Raw genomic sequence first — 20140 nt, forward strand, 5'->3', positions numbered from 1 at the left:
CAAAGGATAGGCGAAGTTCACCTATCCTACCAAAACCCAATAAAAAATAAGCTGCACTTCGTGCAGCTTATTTTTTATTTACCAACTGCGACCATTGACCGATCGCCTTAAACCAGAACCACTAGAAGCACCCACTAATTCCCTTTCTGGATTATTGAGATTATTAGCTATTTCCTGAACCTGATCAGCTTTTTTATCCGCTTGATATTTTTTCTCATCACGCAATAGCACTTCCCGCATTGCCCTAATTAGCGATCGCTGAGCTAACTTAGAGACCACATCACGACCGATGGTAAAAGTCTCGCGCTTCGTGAGAATACGGGTTGCGAGAGGCAAAATCTCATTAGGGGCGATCGCCTTATCCTTTTGCAAGATATTCCAGAGCCTCGCAATATAGCCCAAACTCGAAGGCGTTTCTGTTTGAGCAATCTCTTCTTTTAACCGTGGATCGATGACAATATCGCCAATGAGGGAAGTCTTGAGAGGCGCAGGTAAGCGCTTGCTCGCTTCCACTTCAATCCCCTTCACGATTTCATCGATAATGCGATCGTGCATAAATTCACTGCGCTCTGATAGCAAGAAATCGATCCCTTTATCGAGAGTTCCATTCAAGTTATAGTCAGGATTAGTTTGAGCATTGCTCAAGAGATTTTCTAGACGATTCCAACGGAATTCTCCATCACGGAAGAGTAAATCCTTAAGCGCCATTCTTAATTCAGGAGCCGAGTCATTCAGCAAGCGATTGGCTACATAGGGATAGGCAACGGCTAAGACTTTGAACTTCGGATCGACACTAAAGGCAATTCCTTCGAGAGTAACAAGCGATCGGATAATCAGCGCATAGTAGGCGGGAACTTGGAAAGGATAGTCATACATGATCTGCGATAGTTGATCGGTCATGTCTTTAAAATCCATTTGAGTTAAGCTCTGCCCGTCAGGCGGATTAAATACATCCGATAAAGCAGGCACGATCGCCGCAAAATCAATGTCTTCAGTCAAGAATCCTAAGCGCACATAATCCTTAGACAGAGCGTCAAAATCACGATTGACCAGATGCACGATCGCCTCAATTAGTCCAAATCTTTGTTCTGCCGAAACTTCGCTCATCATTCCAAAGTCTAGATAGGCTAATCTGCCATCTCCCATCACCAATAAATTTCCGGGATGGGGATCAGCGTGAAAATAGCCATAGTCTAATAATTGGCGCAAAGAACATTGCACACCGACTTCAATAATGTGGCGACTATCAAATCCCGCTTCTTTGACCTTTTCCACATTGGTGAGCTTAATCCCTTCAATCCATTCCATTGTTAAAACACGCTTTGCGGTGTATTGCCAATAGATTTTGGGAACGTAAATTCCGTCTAAGCCTCCATAGTATTTAGCGAATTTCTCAGCGTTCTTACCTTCAAAGGTATAGTCCATTTCCTCAAAAATGCGACTGGCGAATTCGTCGAGAATGGCGGCTAAATTAGTGCGGACGAATTTAAAAGTCTTTTTCAGCCACGTAGCAATGCCCCGTAAAATATACATATCAAGGGCAATGCCTGCGGCGATGTCTGGACGTTGGACTTTAATAGCTACAAGTTCACCAGTTTTCAATTTGCCCTTGTAAACTTGCCCCAGAGAAGCGGCGGCGATCGGATTTTCCGATATTTCCGCATAGACTTCTGACGGATCGGCTCCTAGGGCATCACGAATAAATTGAAAGGCGATCTCGTTGGGAAACGCAGGTAATTGATCCTGTAATTCCGCCAGTTCATCCATGAATACTGGCGGCACGATGTCTGGACGAGTAGAAAGGGCTTGTCCTATTTTGATAAATGCGGGTCCAAGACGGGTTACTAGTTCCCGTGATTCGATCGCTAATTTTTTTAATTCTGCGGCTGAGGATTTGGCACTGAGGCGCAATCTCAGAAATAGCCAAATCAGTGGTACGAAAATCACTACACAACGCCACCAGACCCGCAAAGGTTGGTTACGATAGTAGTCAGCGATCGCCTCAATGTCATAACGATCTAACTCAAAGTCTGATTTGGGGTTAGACATAGGATTTTTGTAAACTCACTTATAGACTTGGCTAAGTAGCTGGGCGCAATTAAATGTAAAGCTCTAAAACTTGTGATGCAGACACAGAGTGCGCTACAGGTTTTGATTCTATTTTCTTAATTACGCTTAGCTAGCTATAGATTATTTTAACAATTTGTTACACAATCTGGGATAGCTCTCTAGGCTTATGTTTTCAGAAAACTCAAAGAATAGTTGCGGCGCAACTATTCTTTGGGATTGAGCGCAAAGCGCTAGATCAACGTAAAAGAATTTAAAAAGTGGCGCTTTGCGCCACTTTTTAAATTCTCAAATCAGCGCTTTGCGCTGTATAGACCTTGCAAAGTGGGAATGAACGAAGGATAGGAAATTGCCGCAGACTCGGCGCGATTGATCGAAGTTTTACCCTTAGCAACTAGGGCGGCGATCGCTAAACTCATCGCCACACGATGGTCGTCATAACTATCAACTTCCGCACCTGTGAGGATTTTGCCGCCCACAATTTCCATACCGTCGGGACGCTCAGTGACCTTCGCTCCCAACTTCGTTAACTCCTTCACCATCGCCACAATGCGATCGCTTTCTTTAACGCGCAGTTCTTCAGCATCCTCGATGATGGTGGTTCCCTCCGCACAACTGGCGGCGATCGCCAAAATCGGAATCTCGTCAATTAAACGCGGAATCACTGCGCCGCCAATACGACAAGCCTTTAGAGATGCTGACCGCACCCGCAAATCCGCCACGGGTTCTCCTGTCACTTCTCTTTGATTTTCATAGGTGATATCGGCTCCCATTTCCGCCAGAACTTCTAAAATTCCTGTGCGAGTTGGATTAATCCCGACATTTTCAATTAATAGATCGGAATTGGGAACGATTGATGCAGCAACTAACCAAAACGCAGCTGAGCTAATATCCCCCGGGACTGTGACTTCCTGTCCGACTAGTTTTGCGCCACCTTTCACCGAGACTGTATTGGTATCCACATCAACGCTTACCTTTGCGCCAAAGGCGGCAAGCATCCGTTCGCTGTGATCGCGTGATCGCTCTGGCTCCGTGATAATCGTTTCGCCATCGGTCATTAAGCCCGCTAGCATGATGCAGGACTTGACCTGTGCCGAAGCAACGGGGGATTGATAATGAATAGCTTTGAGATTTTGTCCTGAAATAGCAAGGGGCGCTCTCGCTCCATTCTCTCGCCCCCAAATATTGGCTCCCATTTGTCGCAAAGGATTAACCACCCGAGACATAGGACGCGATCGCAACGAAGCATCACCCGTCACCGTAAAAAAGCGATCGGGATGACTCGCCAAAATTCCTAACATTAGCCGTAACGTTGTCCCTGAATTTCCCGCATTTAGCACATCCACAGGCTCTTTCAGATTGCCTAATCCAATTCCCTTAACCGTGACTAATTCGGAATTAAGCTCAGATATTTCTGCCCCCATTGCCGAAAAGCAAGCCGCCGTACTGCGCGGATCTTCGCCTAGTAACAAACCACGGATTGTGGTTTCTCCATCAGCGAGGGAGCCAAGCATCAAGGCTCGGTGAGAAATAGATTTATCCCCTGGAATCGTAATTCTGCCCCGTAAGCCTTGAGGCAATTGACTAGAGTCAATGGTGAGGATGGGGTTGGGGTGCGTAGTAGCGAGGTCAATCATGTTAAAGTCAGTTAGCAATTAGTATTAGATTACAGTGCTTTGCGCTCTCCGTAAAACATAGAATTTTGTTGAAAGCTTTACTAAACAACCCTTTCAAGAATAATTGCTCGTAGGAAGAAACCATGAACGCCACGCCCAATCCTGAAGATATTAATGCGATCGCCACCGATAACATGGTTGATAGCAATACTAGCAACGCTGAAAGCATTACTCCTCCTAAACCACCCCACAATTTAGGAACATTGCTCGATCGCCTCTATGGGACTTTATTTTTGCCACAGGTGACCTTTGAGCAACTCAAGGCGTATCCTTCTGTGGCTCAAGGGGCGATCGTGATTGCGTTAGTTAATTCTTTGGAAACCATCCGCCTCGATCAGTTATCGCTTTTCAGAATTGTTGGCTCTGTGATTAGTGGCTTAATTGGCTGGTTGTTTTTCACTTTTTTATTAAAACAATTAGCGGAAGTATTTCAAAAAAATGTGCAGCTTGTTGAGTTATTGACCCTTACAGGTTTTGCAAGTTTGCCTTGGATCTTTATGGCTCCTGCCCTCAGCTTACCGCCTCAATCACGTTTTCTCGCCGCGATCGCGGTGATCATCTGGTTTATCGTCTGGCAAATCTGGGGTGCTTCGGTGGTTTTAGGTATTAAAATCTGGAAAACTTTAGCGATCGTACCTTTGGCAATTTCGGGGGGAGTAGTGGCGCTGATTTGGCTAGGCAATGCCATTAAGTTGCTGATCAGCATTGCTTAGTTAATACGAAAGCAAAAATGGCTACGCCATTTTTGCTTTCGTATTACTAAATTTAATTTTTAGTTCATAAAAGTGTTTTCATGTAATAAAGAAGAGAATTTTCCTGCGTAGCAGGAAAATTCTCTTCTTTTTGTGTGTAATGTTAACCATTGGCAACATTACATAGAGATAATCGTCTTAGGACTAAGTTAGGAACTCACTCAAGATAAAAAATAAAATCTTTCCGAATCTTATGTCTAATACTATTCAAGATAAAATTGTTTCCTCCATCCTATTAACTACAGCTTTATCAATGAATATTGCTTTAAGTTCTTTTAATAGTTCAGGAGCTTTAGCTAATCCTATTAAAGATGAATATGGCAATCTTAAAAACACTTCTATCAAGGCTGTTGTAATTCCTCAAAATCAGCTTCCGCCAGCCTTAGAAAAATCTGTAGTATTTCGAGAAATTTCTAGTGGTGGCATTACAGGAGCTACCTATCAAACACTTTTACTAAAAGACGGAACTTTAATTCGTATAAGAATTGGGGATAGTAATGACTCATCCCGCAGCGTTCGTAAAGTCTCTTTAGATCGAGTGAAGCAATTTGAAAAATTGCTCCATAAAAATGCAATTGCAAAGTTTAAAAATCTTAGTTATCCAGCACCTAGAGGTGCGGCTGATTATATTACCTATACCCTTACTAGCAAAGAAGGTACATTTCAATATAATGATATTTCTCAAAATGGATTGCCCAAAAATCTCCAGTATGTAGTTTCAGCTTGGAAACAGATTAAAATCTAGCGATCGCCTAGCCCTAAAAAACAAAAAGTAAGCAGCTACGCTTTGCGTAGCTGCTTACTTTTTATGCCACAGTTGCAACGGATCTACTTGCCTTAATCGTCTGCTCGTAATAATTTTGCAATTGCCGAGTCGCAGCATCCCAGCCCCATTTTTCAGCTTCGAGCCTTGCTTGAACACACATCCCATCCTCATGATTTGGGGAGCGATTTTGTAAGAGATTTTGGGTAGCTTTGGTTAAACCGTCGCGATCGCTTGGCTCGAATAAATAGCCATTAATGCTATTAGTCACAATATCGGGAATACCGCCCGAATTTGCTGCTACCACAGGGCAGCCTGCCGCCATAGCCTCTAATAAAACCAAGCCCAAAGTTTCCGTGCGGGATGGGAATAAAAAGGCATCGCTAGAAGCAAAAGCCGCCGCAAGATCATCGCCCCGCAAATAGCCCACAAAATTAGTATTTGTCCCCGCAAAAATTTTCTCCAATTCCTGACGATAGGGTCCATCCCCGACAAGGGCAAGACGACTATGGGGAATAGCTTGTAGTACTGGCAAAATTTGCTGAATTTCCTTTTCGGCAGAGAGTCGCCCCACGTAGAGAAACAAATTGTCCTCAGGATGTCCTTGAGTAAGGCGCGATCGCATTTCGCCACTTTTAAACCTTGGGTGAAACTGCACCGTGTCCACGCCACGTTGCCAAAGATCGAGCCGCTCTACACCATGCGATCGCAGTTCGTCGATCATCGCGGTCGAAGTGCAAAGATTTAAAGCCGCCTGATTATGCGTATTTTTGACTAAGTCCCACATCACCCCTTCGAGGAATCCCAAGCCATAATGCTGTAAATATTGGGGCAAATGCGTATGATAGGAAGCCATCAAGGGATAATTCATCTTTTTGGCGTAATAGATTCCCGCCATTCCTAAAATCGCGGGATTGACGACATGGATCACATCAGGCTGAAATTGTTCTAAAGCGTGACCAATCGAAGGACGCGGCAAGGCTAGTTTTAGTTCGGGATACAGGGGAAAGTCAAAGGCTGATACCCCATAAATCTTAGCGCCACAATATTCCGTCAGACCTCCGTCAGGCGAAAATACCAATACTTGATTACCGAGTCTGACCAGATATTCAACGGTATATTTGAGGCGGGTAACGATGCCATCAATTTTTGGCAAAAATGTCTCGGTAAATATGGCGATACGCATAGGTTAACTGTACGGAATCGTTGGCTTTGAGAGAATCATACTATAGTGGCGATCGCCTAGCGCGAAGTTTATAACGCTGCTTACTGAGATACTTATTGAGATGCTTACTTAATTGATAGCATTCAAAATAGAGTCTAATAAATTGGGAAATCTCACATTTAAATCTTCTCGTCTCAGGGAGTTGTAATGCTGAGTTCCCTCTAAGCGGGTATACATAATTCCCATATCTCGCAGTACTTTGAAATGATGCGACTGAGTAGATTTACTCATTTCCAAACAAAAATCACCGCAGGTTATTTCCTGCTTAGTAGCCAGCATTTTCACAATTTGTAGCCGCGTGGGATCGCTAAGTCCATAGAGAACTCCTGTTAAAGAGATATTTTCGCGATCGGGATGGGAATACTGGCGCATGGTTATATAGCTGTGGTCACTTGCATTAGGACACAAACCCAAAAGACGATTTGCGGCGCAACTCGCTTTTGGGTTTAGTGTCCTAACAAGGATGGCAACATCTATTATCCCATGCCATTGCATAAATTTCTATTGTTCGTATATAATCGAACAATAGAAATTTATGTAACCCCTAACCTTATGAGCGCTCCTCTTCTCTCCCCAGTTAAGCTCGGTCGGTACACCTTACCTAACCGCATTGTCATGGCTCCCCTTACCCGCAACCGTGCGGCAGCAGGTAATGTTCCCACGGCTTTAAATGTTCTCCACTACGAGCAAAGAGCTTCGGCAGGATTACTAATTACGGAAGCAACACAGGTTTGTCCCGAAGGCTTAGGCTATCCCAATACCCCCGGGATTTATTCACCAGAGCAAGTAGCGGGATGGAAACTCGTTACCGATGGAGTTCATGCTAAGGGTGGCAAAATCTTTTTGCAACTTTGGCATGTGGGTAGAATTTCTCATCCTGACTTACAGCCCGATGGCAAGTTGCCCGTCGCTCCCTCGGCGATCGCCCCTGAAGGTGAAGCCGCTACCTACACAGGCATGAAACCCTTTGTGACACCTCGCGCCTTAGAATTAGAGGAAATCCCTCAAATCGTTGAGCAATATCGACTCGGAGCGAAAAATGCTCTGGAAGCAGGTTTTGATGGTGTGGAAATTCATGGTGCTAATGGATATCTACTCGATCAATTTTTGCAAGACAATACCAATCAGCGCACAGATATTTACGGTGGTTCCATTGAGAATCGCGCTCGTTTATTGTTAGAAGTAACGGAAGCAGTGGTTGGTGTATGGGGTGGCGATCGCGTTGGTCTGAGACTGTCGCCCAGTGGCACTTTTAATAGTATGTATGATTCTAATCGTGTGGCAACCTTTGGCTATGCAGTCAAGGAATTGAATCGGTTTAATCTCGCTTATTTGCATTTGGTTGCCCCAAGGGTAGAAGGATTCGGTTCTGCTGAAGATCAACCCGATCTTGGTGCAGAATTCTTCCGTCCTATCTTTAATGGAACGATTATTACGGCTGGTGGTTATAACTTTGAGACTGGAAATGCGGCGATCGCGTCAGGTAACGCCGATCTCGTAGCCTATGGTCGTCTTTATATCGCCAATCCTGATCTAGTGGAGCGTTTTGCGGCGGGAGCATCTCTTAATAAGCCCGATCGCAACACCTTCTACGGCGGTGACGAACAGGGCTATACCGATTATCCTGCAATGGCGAGTGCCTAAGAAGAGAAAGGCAGCGCTTTGCGCCGCCTTTCTCTTCTTGGAGATTTTTGAACCACAAGAAAAAATTTAAAAGCGTTGCAAGGCAACGCTTTTAAATTTTTTCTTGGTTTGGGTTTGAGCGCAAAGCGCTTTAAGTTGATGATAAAGAATCTCTACAAAGTCGATCTACGGCTTTTAAGAGAGTGGGTAAGCGATATGCACCATGCATTTTCTTGATGTAGCCTCTAGCTTCGGATTCATCTACACCGATCGCCGTTACATACAATGGACGATTACTGCCATTTCTTAAAACTCCCGCTTCTAGTGGCACATCTTTAAAATGACTTTTTGCCACCCCGATCACGGCTATTTTTTCGCCCAGAGCTTTGTATAGATAATGACCTAAGCCTCCTTTGCGATCGCTATCAAGATACACATATCCATCAATAACAATAATTTCAGGTAGTTGTGGAAGTCTTTGCAGTAATAAAAGAATGATGGGCAATTCCCGCTTATAAAATTCTCCCGATTGATATTCCTCTACTTGATCAGTTTCCGTAACAAATGTATTAGCTGGAGTTAGGGCTTCCCAATCCTCAAAGGCAACTCCAGCCGCGACAGCTTTATCTTCGCGATAGTCCACATCTACAGCCAAAATCATTCAATTACCTGCATCAATTCAATGGGCAAACCATCGGGATCAGCGATAAAAGCAACTTGATATCGGCGATCGCCTATAGTCTGTTCCCTCGGTGGTAACAATAATTTTAGCTTACCGACCTTATTCACCAAATCTTGCAAAAAAGAGGGCAAGTCTTCCACCTGAAACGATAGATGATAGTAACCCACATAATGCTCATCGCCAAATGCCTCAGCAATATTTTGGGGTTCAGGAACTTGCATTAATTCCATATTTGTCCCTGCGCCCCGCATCCAACAGGCAAGGGTAATTCCAGCCGTAAATCGCTCGCTCACCTCAAAGCCCAAAGCCTCATAAAAGGCGATCGCTTGAAAGATATCCGCAGTTTTAATGGAAGTGTGATGATATCGCATCTTGATTTCTGTTTCTCTCCATAAACTATGCATAAAGAGCGGCGCATTGCGTCCCTCTTTATTTTTGGGCTTTTTGAAGTAGCGATTCTTTGGTGACACACCAAACAAAATGCGGTAGTGACAACATGCGTCGCCAGCGCCAAGGCTCTTGATAAAGACGGTACAACCACTCCAAATTATTATTAGCAAACCATTTGGGAGCGCGAGTTTTCTTGCCAGACCAAATATCAAAACTGCCGCCCACACCAATCCACACAGAATTAGGACAGAGATGGCGATATTTCTGAATCCATAACTCTTGTCTTGGCACTCCCAATCCCACAAGGAGCAGATCAGGTTGCAAGGTTTGTAATTGCTCGCAAATTTGTTGTTCCAGATCTGCGTCAAAATAACCGTGATGCATTCCTGCGATCGTAATGGTTGCCCACTTTTGTCGCCAACTATCTACTACTGTATCTACGACATTGGGAGCGCCGCCGAGGAGATAGATACTCCAACGCTTTTCGGCGGCGATCGCAACAATCTGCTCCGCTAACTCAATGCCGGGACAGCGATTAATATCTTCACCTTGCGATCGTAGATACAGCACAATGCCAGATCCATCTGGCACAACCAGATCGGCTTGCTTGACGACGCTTGCTAAGTCAAAATTTTGACGAGCTTGCATCGTCATTTCTGCATTCAGGGTGACCACATGAGCACCCTGCTTATTTTGTAAGCGTTGAGCAAGCCAAGCACTATAGCTGTCCTGTATATGTACAGGTAATCCAAGCACATTAAACTGACGCAAGGGATTCTTTCTCCAGACGTATCTACATATTTAGAATAAATAATTAAATTGCTAAGCAATTGCTTAGCAATTTAATTATTTATCTTGACACATTTAGTAATATTACCTAATTTTGAGTCGTTACCGTTAAAACCTGTGGTGGCGTAGCATCCGCAGGATAGAGAAAATCAAACTGGACGACACGGCGATCGCTTGGGGGCATTATTAGCGTAACTAGAGACTTACCCCGTTCACCACGCTTCATCATTAGATGTACATAGCGACTTTGGGCTAAGCCCCTGTCATTCCGAAATCTGACCCGCACCGAACCTCGGAAAAAGACATCATCGGGTAATGGCTCAAAAAATTGCAAACCACCCACGGGCTTATCGTATTTGATCGGATTCTGGAAAGAGAGAACCACAGTTTGCGTCTCACTAGTGGGATTATGCAAGGGCATCGTCAAGTTATACTGCACACCGTAATTACCATGTGCTGAATAAGCGGTGTCGGGATAACGCACTTTTAGTGGCGCTGTCTGTACTTGTCCTGTTCCCATCGTGCCGTATTGCAGCAAACTTAATCCATAGGAATAGGATGCGCCCCGTTGAGGAATTGCTAAGTCATTACTATCCTTATCGGTTAAATTCCCAAACCATTGCGAACCAAGTTGGACACCAGCCACACGGCTATATTCAAAGGCTCCTTCTGTTAAATTGGGCGGCGTAGGCACAACATCGCGAGGCTTCGCTAGCTCCCCAGTTTTGAGAATGTTTTCCCATTCAGCAAGAGTGGGAGCGCGTTCGGTTCCATCTGGATTTAGTCTGGCATAAAGCGCTAAAGTTGCGACATAAACCTTACCATCACTGCGTAATCGCGATAACCCCGATCGCCCATTTAAGGGAGGATCTAATTCCTTGACGGGAATTGGTACGTTCATCAACATGCGGCTTTGCTTAGGCGGAATTATGATTTGGGCAGGAAAGATATCCTGACGACGACCGCGCAAAATGTCGAGCATGGCGCGATCGCCTGGTCCCCGATAGGTTTCACCGTTATTATTTAAGGAGTAATTTGGCGCGTCATAGAAAGGAGCATCAGGTTGACTGAGATAACTCGCTCCTAGCAACACATCAATGGTTACAGGTTTATCCGTGGGGTTATAGGCGATCGCGCCAATATACAAAGTTCTTAAATCCTTAGGTGGTGGCGCTTTGGAAATATGGTGGGTGAAGACATCAAAGCGACCTTCAAAGGGAAAGTTTAAATGAGCCTTAGGATGCGCCATTCCTTCAGATGGAAAAGCCGATAGCAAAATCCCTTCCGTTTGCACAATTTCAGGACTATTGCTATTCAACATCGGTACTTCGTCAAGGCTGCCCATGAGAGGACGCATTTCTTGACGATCCAAAATAATTTGGCGTTGAGTCGAGGCTTGGGCAATTTTGTTGGGATTAACGGAATTGCTTTCTACAGCAGCATTTGCGCTTGGCAAACTTACGGGATTAGTCAATAACGAGATTAAAAAAGCTGTCAACATAGGCTATTGATCAAACTCAAGGGATCTTACTTACCTGATACTGCCATGAAAAAAGCATCAGTAGTCGCAAAAGTTGCGATCGCAATCCCAATTCCCAAAGAAATCATCGCCTTTCGCAAAAATGCAGTGCGTGCTTCCTTATAGGCTTGCAGGTCACTAATTTGCTGCATCCATGTGGTCGTAATTGCTGTTTGTAAGCTTTCGCCTTTTTGCGTGAGTACTTCAGGTGAGAGTCCCGTAGTGGAAACTTTGCGCGGATAGAGTCCTAATACCGCGAAGGCGATCGCGATCGCAAGAGCCACACAAGCCGAAAGTTTTAACGTCAAATAAAGAAAATATAAATGGGCTTGTTCGGGCTTAACATAAATCTGAAAAGTGGAAGTAACCCGCAAACCGAGCAGCAATAAAGCACTAATTTCCATCACACCAGAGAGCTTAGTTCCCAGTGTGTCCACTCCATGCTGAGCCTGCTCTAGACAAAATTTAGTATATTCGTAAAGGAAATTTTGCTGATCTTCCATACGTTCATTGTTTTATATTTATGTGACAACACGTTTGTGAATGCACTAAGTATGCTGTAAGTTAAACATGAAAATTCGGAAAATTGACAAAAATGAACGCCTAGAAATTCTCAAGGGTGATCTATATGCCTATTCACGGTGGACAAATCAAGACTTGCCGCGATCGCATTTAACGGCGATTAATCCAGAGGATGTACTAGCTGCGGAGATTGACGGCAAGATCGTGGCGGCTTTGCAATGCTTTAGCTTTCAACAATCGTTGCGCGGCATCATTAAGCCGATGGGGGGAATTGGCGGAGTCTGGACATATCCTGAATATCGCAATCTTGGCTGTGTTAAGGCGCTGATGAAAAGTGCCTTTTTAGAAATGCGAATGCGGGGAATTTGCGTGAGTATGCTCACACCTTTTAAGGAAAGTTTCTATGAGAATTTGGGCTATGCGATCGCTAATTCCTTAAATGAAGTAACAATTCCCATTTCTGCTTTGACAGATTATTTAAAGCTGCCCTGCGTCGCGAATGGAGCCGCTAACTGGTCATGCGATCGCCTTCCTGCAACAGAAGCGAGAGATATATTAATTAACTTTTTGGATAACAGTTTGCGATCGCAAACTTTACAGCCCCATGATCACGGGGTGGCGATTACCAAATTTGCCTACGAGCAATGGTGGCATTTGCATCGCCAAAAACTCTGTGTGGTGATCAAGCGCGATCGCCAGCCCGTTTCGATCGCCATCTATGCGATCGACAGCAGTGGCAATCTACCCATGAGCGATCGGCAAATTGAGATTTCATCAATATTTTGGACAGATCTCGAATCCCGCGATTGCCTGCTCAACTTTTTTGCCACCCATCGCGATCAGATCGGCAAATTAAAAATGCCCATGCCCATCAGCGCAAATCTACATACATGGCTCAAAGATGCGGGCAAATTGTCTTCTACTTTGTCTGAGCCTTGGATGGTAAGAGTTGTGGATATTGTGGAAGCATTGCATGATTTGCCAATTTGGTGTGAGCCTTTTACCTTTGCCCTCAGCGATCCCTATTGCAGTTGGAATGAGAGCTTGTTTGGGGTAAGCAGCAATCGCGGACAACTACGAGTTAAGCGATACAATCTGGAAGTACAAGAACGGGCGATCGACTTTCGCGCCACGATCGCTGGTATTTCGGCACTGATCTACGGTACTTATGAGATCGAGGAACTCGTGCATAAAAAATGGATTACCGATCTGACAACTGATACCTATGAGCTATTAGAAAATAGCTTTACCCCATGCGTAATTTATAATCCTTTTAAATTCTAAAAGCATAAAAAAGATAAGAATGGGCGGCGCTTCGCGCCGCCCATTCTTATCCAAGGATTAGTGGTGCGGTGCAAAGCACCGCACCACTAATCCTTGGATGGAAAGGGAGTAACCCAAGATATTGTTCGTTTGATTGGTAATTGCTGTAAATTAAAAGCATGAAAGAAAAACTCACTCGTAGCCAAGAACGAGTGCTACATCTCCTCCAACATCACGATCGCGCCGTATCCGCGCAAGATATTCATTCGGAGCTACGCAATAGTGAAAAAAGTGTGGGTTTAGCCACAGTTTATCGATCGCTAGAGACTCTAAAACTACAGGGCTTAATTAAAGCGCTGACTCTGCCCAATGGCGAAACGGTTTACAGCGTTACCCCAATTGATAAACATCATCTTAATTGCCTAAATTGTGGTCAATCGCTACCCATCGACTGCTGCCCCATTCACGACCTTGGCAACCAACTCGCAAAAACCCACAGTTTTCAGATTTATTACCATACTCTGGAATTTTTTGGCTTGTGTAATCAATGTCAAGAGCAACCTCAATAAAGTGGGCGACTACGCCCCACTTTATCGAATTAGGAACCGAAACTTATGAAAACTGTACTTGTCCCTCTATTTGAAGGCTTTGAAGAAATCGAAGCCATCACAATTATTGATGTATTGCGTCGCGCCAATATTAAAGTAATTACCGCCAGCCTAGATACTCAAACTGTCCTAGGCGCTCATGCGATCGCGGTAATTGCCGATAAACTTCTAGACGAGATTCTCGATCAAGTAAATGCAAATCATTTTGATGCGATTATCCTTGCGGGGGGCGCTGGTACTTTTCGGATGAGAGAAGATGCGCGGATTGATTCAATTCTCAAATCTCAATTCCAATCTAACAAACTAATTGGCGCAATCTGTGCGGCTCCTACTGTTCTATCCCAAGCAGGACTACTCAAAGGCAAACGCGCCACCTCTTTCCCATCTGTCAAGGATCAATTAGAAGTAGGCGAATATTTGCAAATTCCTGTGGTAGTTGATGGCAATATTGTCACCAGCCGTGGCGCAGGTACAGCGATGGCATTTGCCCTCAAGTTAGTGGAAATCTTACAAGACGAAGCGATCGCGAATAAACTAGCATCAGACATGATTGTTTGATATGGCTTAATCTATGTAAGCCATTTAATGCTTTGGTAAGTAGCTGGGCATAATTAATTACAAACCAAAACCCGTAAAGTTGCGCCCCTAAGGGGCGCAACTTTACGGGTTTTGGTAATTTATTTTGCACAAGCGCTTTTTACTTGTATCCTGCTGCTTGGAGGGAAAACAAATGAGCATAGCGTCCATTAGCTTCCAATAGCTGCTCATGACTACCTTGCTCGATAATTTGACCATCTCCCATGACAATGATTTTATCCGCCATGCGAACTGTGGAAAAGCGATGGGAAATTAACACCACCATCTGATCCTTAGTGAGCGACCGAAAATGATTAAAAATATTCATTTCTGCTTCCGCATCCATTGCGGCAGTTGGCTCATCGAGGACGAGGATATCTGCTTGCGATCGCATAAAAGCTCTCGACAAGGCAATCTTTTGCCATTGTCCGCCCGATAGCTCTTGACCACCCTTAAACCATTTACCTAGTTGGGTACTAAATCCTTGAGGCATATTGTCGATAAAGGGCTTTGCCATTCCTTTTTCCGTGGCAATTTCCCAATCCTGATATTCATTGAGACGCTCCACATCGCCAATTCCCACATTTTCTCCCACTGTAAATTGGTACTGCACGAAGTTCTGAAAAATCACACCAATTCGCTTTCGCAAAACATCGATATCCCAATCATTTAAGTCCACACCATCGAGCAAAATTTTGCCGCTAGTAGGAACGTATAACCGAGTTAGGAGCTTAATTAGGGTAGTCTTGCCTGAGCCATTTTCGCCGACGATCGCTAGTTTTTCGCCATGCTTGAGATGTAGCGAAATATCCTTTAAAACTGGCTCTTGGCTTTCGGGATACATAAAAGAGACATTCTCAAATCTAATTCCATCAGGCTGAATACCTCTAGTAATATAGCCTTCTGATTTAGGAATTGGTTGATCGAGAAATTCGTAAAGGTTTGCTAAATAGAGATTGTCTTCATACATGCCGCCGATGGAAGTAAGCGCCGATGCAAAAGTGGATTGACCTTGTCGGAAAACTACGAGATACATGGTCATTTCTCCTAAGCTGATTTTGGCAGCGATCGCTTCCATCACAATCCATGCATAGGCTCCATAAAAGGCTCCCGTACTCAACAATCCCAGTAAATATCCCCAAATCCCCTTTTGAATTGTTAGATTCCGATCTTCATTAAACAAGCGATTAAAAATTTCGCGATAACGCTGTAAGAGCATTCCGCCCAATTGATAAAGCTGCACTTCTTTAGCATAGTCTTCTCGCGCCAATAACGTCTCTAAATAATGCTGCTGACGGGTTTCAGGCGATCGCCATTTAAAGAGACGGAATGAATGCGCCGAGAACTTAGTTTCGGCAATAAAAGAAGGAATGGCGGCTAATACTAAAACAAGGACAGCCCAAACTGAAAACTGTAACAATAGTCCGCTAAAGGTTAATAGGGTTAAAGCTGATTGCCCTAAGCCAAAGATACGGCTAATTAAGGATAACGGGCGACTGGAAGCTTGCGATCGCGCTTGTGTCATCTTGTCATAAAATTCCGAATCCTCGAAATGTTCCAGATTGAGAGTAAGCGCCTTTTCTAAAATTAAGACATTGACTTGCTGACCTAAGAGAACTCTCAACAAGGTTTGCGATACATTTAAGCCTTTTTGCGCCGCCGCCAAAATGATGATTAATAGGGCTTCAAATCCCACATAACTAAGCGCCAAATTGCGATCGCCAATTAATCCCGTCCGCGAAGCCAAGACAACTCCATCCACAATCAACTTACCGACATAGGCGATCGCCGCAGGTAGCAGTCCACTGACAATGGTAAAAATGGCGATCGCTACAGTGAGAATACTGCTAGTTGTCCAAACTAAGCCTAGAGCCTTAATTCCATAGCGAAATATCGACAAGTATTTACTTACAGACTTTTGGAGGAATTTACCTCTCTTTAATTCACGGGTTTTCTTTTTTGCCATACTTTATTGTACAGATTCTCGACTTATAGCGCTTTACCACCGACAAAACCAAGATAATTTTTAAAAGCGTTGCTTTGCAACGCTTTTAAAAATTATCTTGGTTGGTTGGGTTTTACAGCGCGCCTAATTTGTCGCCAATAGGCTTGGAGTGGAAACTGAGTATAGTCCTGAGTAATTGATAACAGCACAAATAAATGACCACAGAAGGTGGCGATCGCCCAGAATTTGGGAAACCATGCTAGGGGAACATCAGGTTCGGTGGGGAATAGATAGACCGCAGTTGTGGCGATCGCGGTAGGAATGATTACTAACAAAATCCCTAATATACTTAACCAACGGCTATTGTAAACCTGCACAGCATTGGCATTTTCCCATTTCTTGCCTGTCCATATCCAACGCAATGTGGAAATGGTATCCGCCATTCTCAGAATTTCTTGATGAGAGGCAATATCTTTTTCTAAGGTGAAAATGTGACTGCAAAAATTACACCCCAAGGATTCCATCATCGGCATCTCGGCGATCGTGCCACGTATACACACAGGGCAAGGTGCGGAAATAAAAGAAATCGGCGATCGCGAACTAAAATAACTCATTTATGTGCAATCCAAGATAATTCCCAGCGCTTTGTGTTCAAAACATAAACCAAGAAAGTTATTAAAAGCGTTGTAAAACAACGCTTTTAATAACTTTCTTGGTTTATTAAGAGAGTGCTTTGCACCCTCTTAATAAACCTACTGAGCTAAAAATAGCAAAGCCCCAACTACCAAAAAGATAATTGACCAAAGCAAACCCCAAAAAGCGGGATGACTAGAAACCTTATTTCCATTAGCAGTAGATAGAAGTTCTAAATCCATCCAAGAAGCGATACCACGACGGAACCAGCCCTTAGCTGTAGTCTCAGAACCAATCAATCCTTGAACCCGCTTCATGCCAAAGAAGAAATTTCCTAACGGGCCCCAGCGTGAAGCATAGAGTAGATACATCATGCCCGACTTGTCCTGTAACTTCAGGTCAGAGCCAAACACATAACCCGCATCACCACGACCGATTAGAGTTCCTTCTAACTGCACAGGCTGACCACGCAAAGGACTAGCATAAGCATCGGACATCAGGGTAATTACATCAGTGGCAGAAGCATTTTGGGAACTAGGGTACATAACCGATCGCTTAAAGATCATCACAACCCCTAATAACAACAATGGAATTGCCACAAAAGCCTTAACACCGCCAATACTTCTCAATAGAATTGCGCCGATCGCTAAACCGACAATAATGGCGATCGCCTCAGCACCATAGAGCAAGAAATCTTGATAGAAAGTTCCGTAAAGCCGCTTTTTATCAAGGCGATTGCCTTCTGCAACCACATGCCCCATGTCAAATTCCATCTCTAATCCCAACTGCTCTGCATAGTTACTGAGAGCGCGAACTCGCTTGCCAGTGAGAGGATGTGTAGAGTTTAGCTCCATCCACCAACCCCAAGGATTAAATAAATCCCAAAGGAAAAGACGACCAACTTTTTCGGGAGAAGAAGAAATTTGATAAGCCGTGCCAGTCGTTGCTGCCGCCTTAGCATCATAAATTCCAAGAGCGCGAGTCCCTTCCATTAAACGGCTTGGCTCTTTCGATTGTTCTGTCTCTTGGACAATCCCATAGGCAATTTTCACAAGAGCGCGAGATAATGCGTTGGGATTACCCGTCTGCTCTGCGGCAAAATGGTCAGCAAAATATTCTCTAGTCCGTGATAGATAGAGTAGTAGATATGTGCCGACAATATAGAAGCCATAGGCGACAAAAGCGGTGAACATGGCAGCATTTTCCACCCGTTCATCATTCACTTTTTTACCGATCTCGCGAATGGTGACATAAAGCAGATAGGTAATTTGCACCAATGTCGAAGCAACGGTCATCACCGCAAAATCCCAATGCACGATATGCCCCAATTCATGGGCGTACACCGTAGCCGCTTCCTCATCATCAAGATATTTAAACAAACCTGCACTAACTACCAGACGGGCGCTATTTGGCAAAGCCCCGTAGGTAAAAGCCGTAGGGTTGTTATCATCAATGATCCCCAAACGTGGCTGGGTAATTTTCTTGAGATTACAAACACGGCGAATCGCATGGGCGGATTCGGGGCTAAGGCGTTCGATTTCTTCAATGTTTACCCATCGAGTGTGATAGAGCCAGCCTTGGGTCAAATCCATAATCCAAGGTGACACAAAGAAAATGATCGCATTCACAATCACGGTGACAATTACCGCAGTTCCGAATCCAAGTATCGGATTTGGGCTATTGACAATAAAAATTGTGGCAGTCACCAATGAAAATACAATCCCCACCAGTAAGGCGATCGTAATACTAGAAGCAAGGGCAAGATTCCCTACAATTTGGGCAGTGGCAAGACTTACACCAGCCTGATCTGCCCGACCTGCCTTATGGGGAAATTCTGATTCTGGTATGGACATACAATCCTCTCTAAACTATTGAATATTAGTCCCGTACTGCAATGTTTTGGTTGCTAACTGTACATCCTCAAAACATCACCCTAATTCAATACAAACATAATAGGCGATCTCCCCCATTTACTCTTTCGTTAAGACACAAAAAACAAAAAATGGCATAGCCATTTTTTGTTTGGCTAATCAGCAAGACTTAAATCAAGACTTCGCCGTAAAATAAAGAACCAGATTTTTGATGCCGTGGCAAAGCCACGGCATCAAAAATCTGGTTCCTTCCTACAACGCTCAAGACAAAACTATGGCAACCAGCAAAATTCTCAACAAAATTTACCTAAAAGGTGTAAAAGCCTATGGCTATATAGGGTATTTACCCGAAGAGAATGTGCTAGGTCAATGGTTTGAAGTTGATGCAACTCTATGGGTTGATTTTGAGAAGTCCACGCATAATGACGACATCGAAGATACCGTAAATTACATATCCTGTATTCGGAAGATTGAAAACTTAATTCAAGCTCAGAAATTTAAATTAATTGAAAGATTAGCTGGCGCGATCGCTGATAGCCTTCTCGAAGATTTAAAAATCGAGCAGGTGGAAGTCAAAATCATCAAGCATCCTCCTATTCCTAATTTCTTAGGTTCTGTCGCTGTCGAAATTTTGCGATCGCGGAATCAAATTAGTCCTGTAAATACCACAACCCAATCCCAAACATTACCCGCAGCTCAACCTAAAACTAGCCCAAAAGCCAAAGTAATCAACGATTCGCAACCATCAATCACCACTCCTCAATCATTAAGTGCTGAAAAGCCTAAAATCATTAGCATCCATACCGATGGTGCTTGCTCTAAAAATCCAGGTCCAGGGGGTTGGGGCGTAGTCATTCACTTCTCCGACGGCAGCACCAAAGAACTCGGCGGCGGTATTCGCGAAACCACCAATAATCAAATGGAGTTACAAGGTGCGATCGCGGCTCTAGAATTTCTTGCCTCCCAAAAACAATCCACCCCTGTCGATCTCTATACCGATAGTAAATATGTCCTCGATGGCATTACTAAATGGATCAAGGGCTGGAAAAAGAATGGCTGGAAAACCAAAGATAATAAGCCCGTCAAAAATCAAGAATTCTGGCAACAACTCGATCCTCTGAATTCTTCAAATATTCGATGGCATTGGGTAGAAGGACATTCTGGTGATCCTGATAACGAAAGATGCGATGCGATCGCCCGAAGCTACACCGCCAAGTATGCCTAAAGAGCGTGGTA

General features: G+C 44.1%; 19 protein-coding genes. 7 read left to right on the forward strand and 12 right to left on the reverse strand.

What is annotated here, in order from left to right:
- Positions 1-78: 78 nt before the first annotated feature.
- Both H6F42_RS13975 and aroA read right to left on the reverse strand, forming a co-directional pair.
- Positions 79-2049 carry an AarF/ABC1/UbiB kinase family protein gene (locus H6F42_RS13975; RefSeq protein ID WP_190399985.1) on the reverse strand — a complete coding sequence of 657 codons (1971 nt, stop codon included), beginning with the start codon at positions 2047-2049 and terminating at the stop codon, positions 79-81.
- 311 nt (positions 2050-2360) lie between these two features.
- Positions 2361-3704 (reverse strand): 3-phosphoshikimate 1-carboxyvinyltransferase, encoded by a 1344-nt coding sequence (aroA, locus tag H6F42_RS13980; protein ID WP_190399986.1) that lies wholly within the window; start codon positions 3702-3704, stop codon positions 2361-2363.
- A 122-nt stretch (positions 3705-3826) separates the two neighbouring features.
- Here aroA and H6F42_RS13985 point away from each other — a divergent pair, with 122 nt between their 5' ends.
- Together H6F42_RS13985 and H6F42_RS13990 are read left to right on the forward strand one after the other, a co-directional pair.
- Positions 3827-4456, forward strand: a complete 630-nt coding sequence (locus H6F42_RS13985; protein WP_190399987.1) for a Yip1 family protein — start codon at positions 3827-3829, stop codon at positions 4454-4456.
- A gap of 232 nt (positions 4457-4688) precedes the next feature.
- Entirely contained in the window at positions 4689-5240 is a 552-nt protein-coding gene (locus H6F42_RS13990; protein ID WP_190399988.1) for a hypothetical protein, read from the forward strand.
- Between the two features lie 61 nt (positions 5241-5301).
- On the opposite strand, the gene H6F42_RS13995 is transcribed toward H6F42_RS13990, so the two are convergent.
- Together H6F42_RS13995 and H6F42_RS14000 are read right to left on the reverse strand one after the other, a co-directional pair.
- Positions 5302-6444: a glycosyltransferase gene (locus tag H6F42_RS13995; RefSeq protein WP_190399989.1), complete on the reverse strand. Its 1143-nt coding sequence runs from the start codon at positions 6442-6444 to the stop codon at positions 5302-5304.
- A 108-nt stretch (positions 6445-6552) separates the two neighbouring features.
- Positions 6553-6855 carry a metalloregulator ArsR/SmtB family transcription factor gene (locus H6F42_RS14000; protein WP_190399990.1) on the reverse strand — a complete coding sequence of 101 codons (303 nt, stop codon included), beginning with the start codon at positions 6853-6855 and terminating at the stop codon, positions 6553-6555.
- Positions 6856-7035: 180 nt separating this feature from the next.
- Between H6F42_RS14000 and H6F42_RS14005 the strand changes: the two genes are divergently transcribed.
- Positions 7036-8127 carry an alkene reductase gene (locus tag H6F42_RS14005; RefSeq protein ID WP_190399991.1) on the forward strand — a complete coding sequence of 364 codons (1092 nt, stop codon included), beginning with the start codon at positions 7036-7038 and terminating at the stop codon, positions 8125-8127.
- Positions 8128-8257: 130 nt separating this feature from the next.
- On the opposite strand, the gene H6F42_RS14010 is transcribed toward H6F42_RS14005, so the two are convergent.
- The 5 genes from H6F42_RS14010 to H6F42_RS14030 form a co-directional block, all read right to left on the reverse strand.
- Positions 8258-8767, reverse strand: a complete 510-nt coding sequence (locus H6F42_RS14010) for an endonuclease V (protein WP_190399992.1) — start codon at positions 8765-8767, stop codon at positions 8258-8260.
- Positions 8764-9192: a VOC family protein gene (locus tag H6F42_RS14015; RefSeq protein WP_242018449.1), complete on the reverse strand. Its 429-nt coding sequence runs from the start codon at positions 9190-9192 to the stop codon at positions 8764-8766. The genes H6F42_RS14010 and H6F42_RS14015 overlap by 4 nt, the downstream gene beginning before the upstream one ends.
- A 25-nt stretch (positions 9193-9217) precedes the next feature.
- Entirely contained in the window at positions 9218-9949 is a 732-nt protein-coding gene (locus H6F42_RS14020) for a WecB/TagA/CpsF family glycosyltransferase (protein WP_190399993.1), read from the reverse strand.
- Positions 9950-10055: 106 nt separating this feature from the next.
- Entirely contained in the window at positions 10056-11468 is a 1413-nt protein-coding gene (locus tag H6F42_RS14025) for a DUF3370 domain-containing protein (RefSeq protein WP_190399994.1), read from the reverse strand.
- A gap of 26 nt (positions 11469-11494) precedes the next feature.
- Positions 11495-11989 carry a hypothetical protein gene (locus H6F42_RS14030; protein WP_190399995.1) on the reverse strand — a complete coding sequence of 165 codons (495 nt, stop codon included), beginning with the start codon at positions 11987-11989 and terminating at the stop codon, positions 11495-11497.
- Positions 11990-12056: 67 nt separating this feature from the next.
- On the opposite strand from H6F42_RS14030, the gene H6F42_RS14035 reads away from it, so the two are divergent.
- The 3 genes from H6F42_RS14035 (at position 12057) to H6F42_RS14045 (ending at position 14437) form a co-directional block, all read left to right on the forward strand.
- Positions 12057-13292, forward strand: a complete 1236-nt coding sequence (locus H6F42_RS14035; RefSeq protein WP_190399996.1) for a GNAT family N-acetyltransferase — start codon at positions 12057-12059, stop codon at positions 13290-13292.
- A gap of 158 nt (positions 13293-13450) precedes the next feature.
- Positions 13451-13840 carry a Fur family transcriptional regulator gene (locus H6F42_RS14040; protein ID WP_190399997.1) on the forward strand — a complete coding sequence of 130 codons (390 nt, stop codon included), beginning with the start codon at positions 13451-13453 and terminating at the stop codon, positions 13838-13840.
- 45 nt (positions 13841-13885) lie between these two features.
- The gene (locus tag H6F42_RS14045; RefSeq protein ID WP_190399998.1) at positions 13886-14437 is read left to right on the forward strand and encodes a DJ-1 family glyoxalase III; all 552 of its coding nucleotides are present in this window, start codon (positions 13886-13888) and stop codon (positions 14435-14437) included.
- Between the two features lie 139 nt (positions 14438-14576).
- On the opposite strand, the gene H6F42_RS14050 is transcribed toward H6F42_RS14045, so the two are convergent.
- From H6F42_RS14050 to H6F42_RS14060, 3 genes are all read right to left on the reverse strand, one after another.
- Complete coding sequence (locus H6F42_RS14050; protein ID WP_190399999.1) at positions 14577-16421, reverse strand: ABC transporter ATP-binding protein; 1845 nt, start codon at positions 16419-16421, stop codon at positions 14577-14579.
- Between the two features lie 92 nt (positions 16422-16513).
- Positions 16514-17014: a hypothetical protein gene (locus H6F42_RS14055; protein ID WP_190400000.1), complete on the reverse strand. Its 501-nt coding sequence runs from the start codon at positions 17012-17014 to the stop codon at positions 16514-16516.
- Positions 17015-17152: 138 nt separating this feature from the next.
- Positions 17153-18886, reverse strand: a complete 1734-nt coding sequence (locus H6F42_RS14060) for a M48 family metalloprotease (protein WP_190400001.1) — start codon at positions 18884-18886, stop codon at positions 17153-17155.
- A gap of 229 nt (positions 18887-19115) precedes the next feature.
- On the opposite strand from H6F42_RS14060, the gene rnhA reads away from it, so the two are divergent.
- Entirely contained in the window at positions 19116-20129 is a 1014-nt protein-coding gene (gene rnhA / locus H6F42_RS14065; RefSeq protein ID WP_242018450.1) for a ribonuclease HI, read from the forward strand.
- The last annotated feature ends 11 nt before the right edge of the window (positions 20130-20140 follow it).

This window comes from Pseudanabaena sp. FACHB-1998 (genome assembly GCF_014696355.1).
Taxonomy (GTDB): domain Bacteria; phylum Cyanobacteriota; class Cyanobacteriia; order Pseudanabaenales; family Pseudanabaenaceae; genus Pseudanabaena.

Excerpts from the sequence above, each read along its gene's own strand:
- H6F42_RS13975 (WP_190399985.1), bottom strand. The coding sequence starts at position 2,049 with ATGTCTAACCCCAAATCAGACTTTGAGTTAGATCGTTATGACATTGAG.
- aroA (WP_190399986.1), bottom strand. The coding sequence starts at position 3,704 with ATGATTGACCTCGCTACTACGCACCCCAACCCCATCCTCACCATTGAC.
- H6F42_RS13985 (WP_190399987.1), top strand. The coding sequence starts at position 3,827 with ATGAACGCCACGCCCAATCCTGAAGATATTAATGCGATCGCCACCGAT.
- H6F42_RS13990 (WP_190399988.1), top strand. The coding sequence starts at position 4,689 with ATGTCTAATACTATTCAAGATAAAATTGTTTCCTCCATCCTATTAACT.
- H6F42_RS13995 (WP_190399989.1), bottom strand. The coding sequence starts at position 6,444 with ATGCGTATCGCCATATTTACCGAGACATTTTTGCCAAAAATTGATGGC.
- H6F42_RS14000 (WP_190399990.1), bottom strand. The coding sequence starts at position 6,855 with ATGCGCCAGTATTCCCATCCCGATCGCGAAAATATCTCTTTAACAGGA.
- H6F42_RS14005 (WP_190399991.1), top strand. The coding sequence starts at position 7,036 with ATGAGCGCTCCTCTTCTCTCCCCAGTTAAGCTCGGTCGGTACACCTTA.
- H6F42_RS14010 (WP_190399992.1), bottom strand. The coding sequence starts at position 8,767 with ATGATTTTGGCTGTAGATGTGGACTATCGCGAAGATAAAGCTGTCGCG.
- H6F42_RS14015 (WP_242018449.1), bottom strand. The coding sequence starts at position 9,192 with ATGCATAGTTTATGGAGAGAAACAGAAATCAAGATGCGATATCATCAC.
- H6F42_RS14025 (WP_190399994.1), bottom strand. The coding sequence starts at position 11,468 with ATGTTGACAGCTTTTTTAATCTCGTTATTGACTAATCCCGTAAGTTTG.
- H6F42_RS14030 (WP_190399995.1), bottom strand. The coding sequence starts at position 11,989 with ATGGAAGATCAGCAAAATTTCCTTTACGAATATACTAAATTTTGTCTA.
- H6F42_RS14035 (WP_190399996.1), top strand. The coding sequence starts at position 12,057 with ATGAAAATTCGGAAAATTGACAAAAATGAACGCCTAGAAATTCTCAAG.
- H6F42_RS14040 (WP_190399997.1), top strand. The coding sequence starts at position 13,451 with ATGAAAGAAAAACTCACTCGTAGCCAAGAACGAGTGCTACATCTCCTC.
- H6F42_RS14045 (WP_190399998.1), top strand. The coding sequence starts at position 13,886 with ATGAAAACTGTACTTGTCCCTCTATTTGAAGGCTTTGAAGAAATCGAA.
- H6F42_RS14050 (WP_190399999.1), bottom strand. The coding sequence starts at position 16,421 with ATGGCAAAAAAGAAAACCCGTGAATTAAAGAGAGGTAAATTCCTCCAA.
- H6F42_RS14055 (WP_190400000.1), bottom strand. The coding sequence starts at position 17,014 with ATGAGTTATTTTAGTTCGCGATCGCCGATTTCTTTTATTTCCGCACCT.
- H6F42_RS14060 (WP_190400001.1), bottom strand. The coding sequence starts at position 18,886 with ATGTCCATACCAGAATCAGAATTTCCCCATAAGGCAGGTCGGGCAGAT.
- rnhA (WP_242018450.1), top strand. The coding sequence starts at position 19,116 with ATGCCGTGGCAAAGCCACGGCATCAAAAATCTGGTTCCTTCCTACAAC.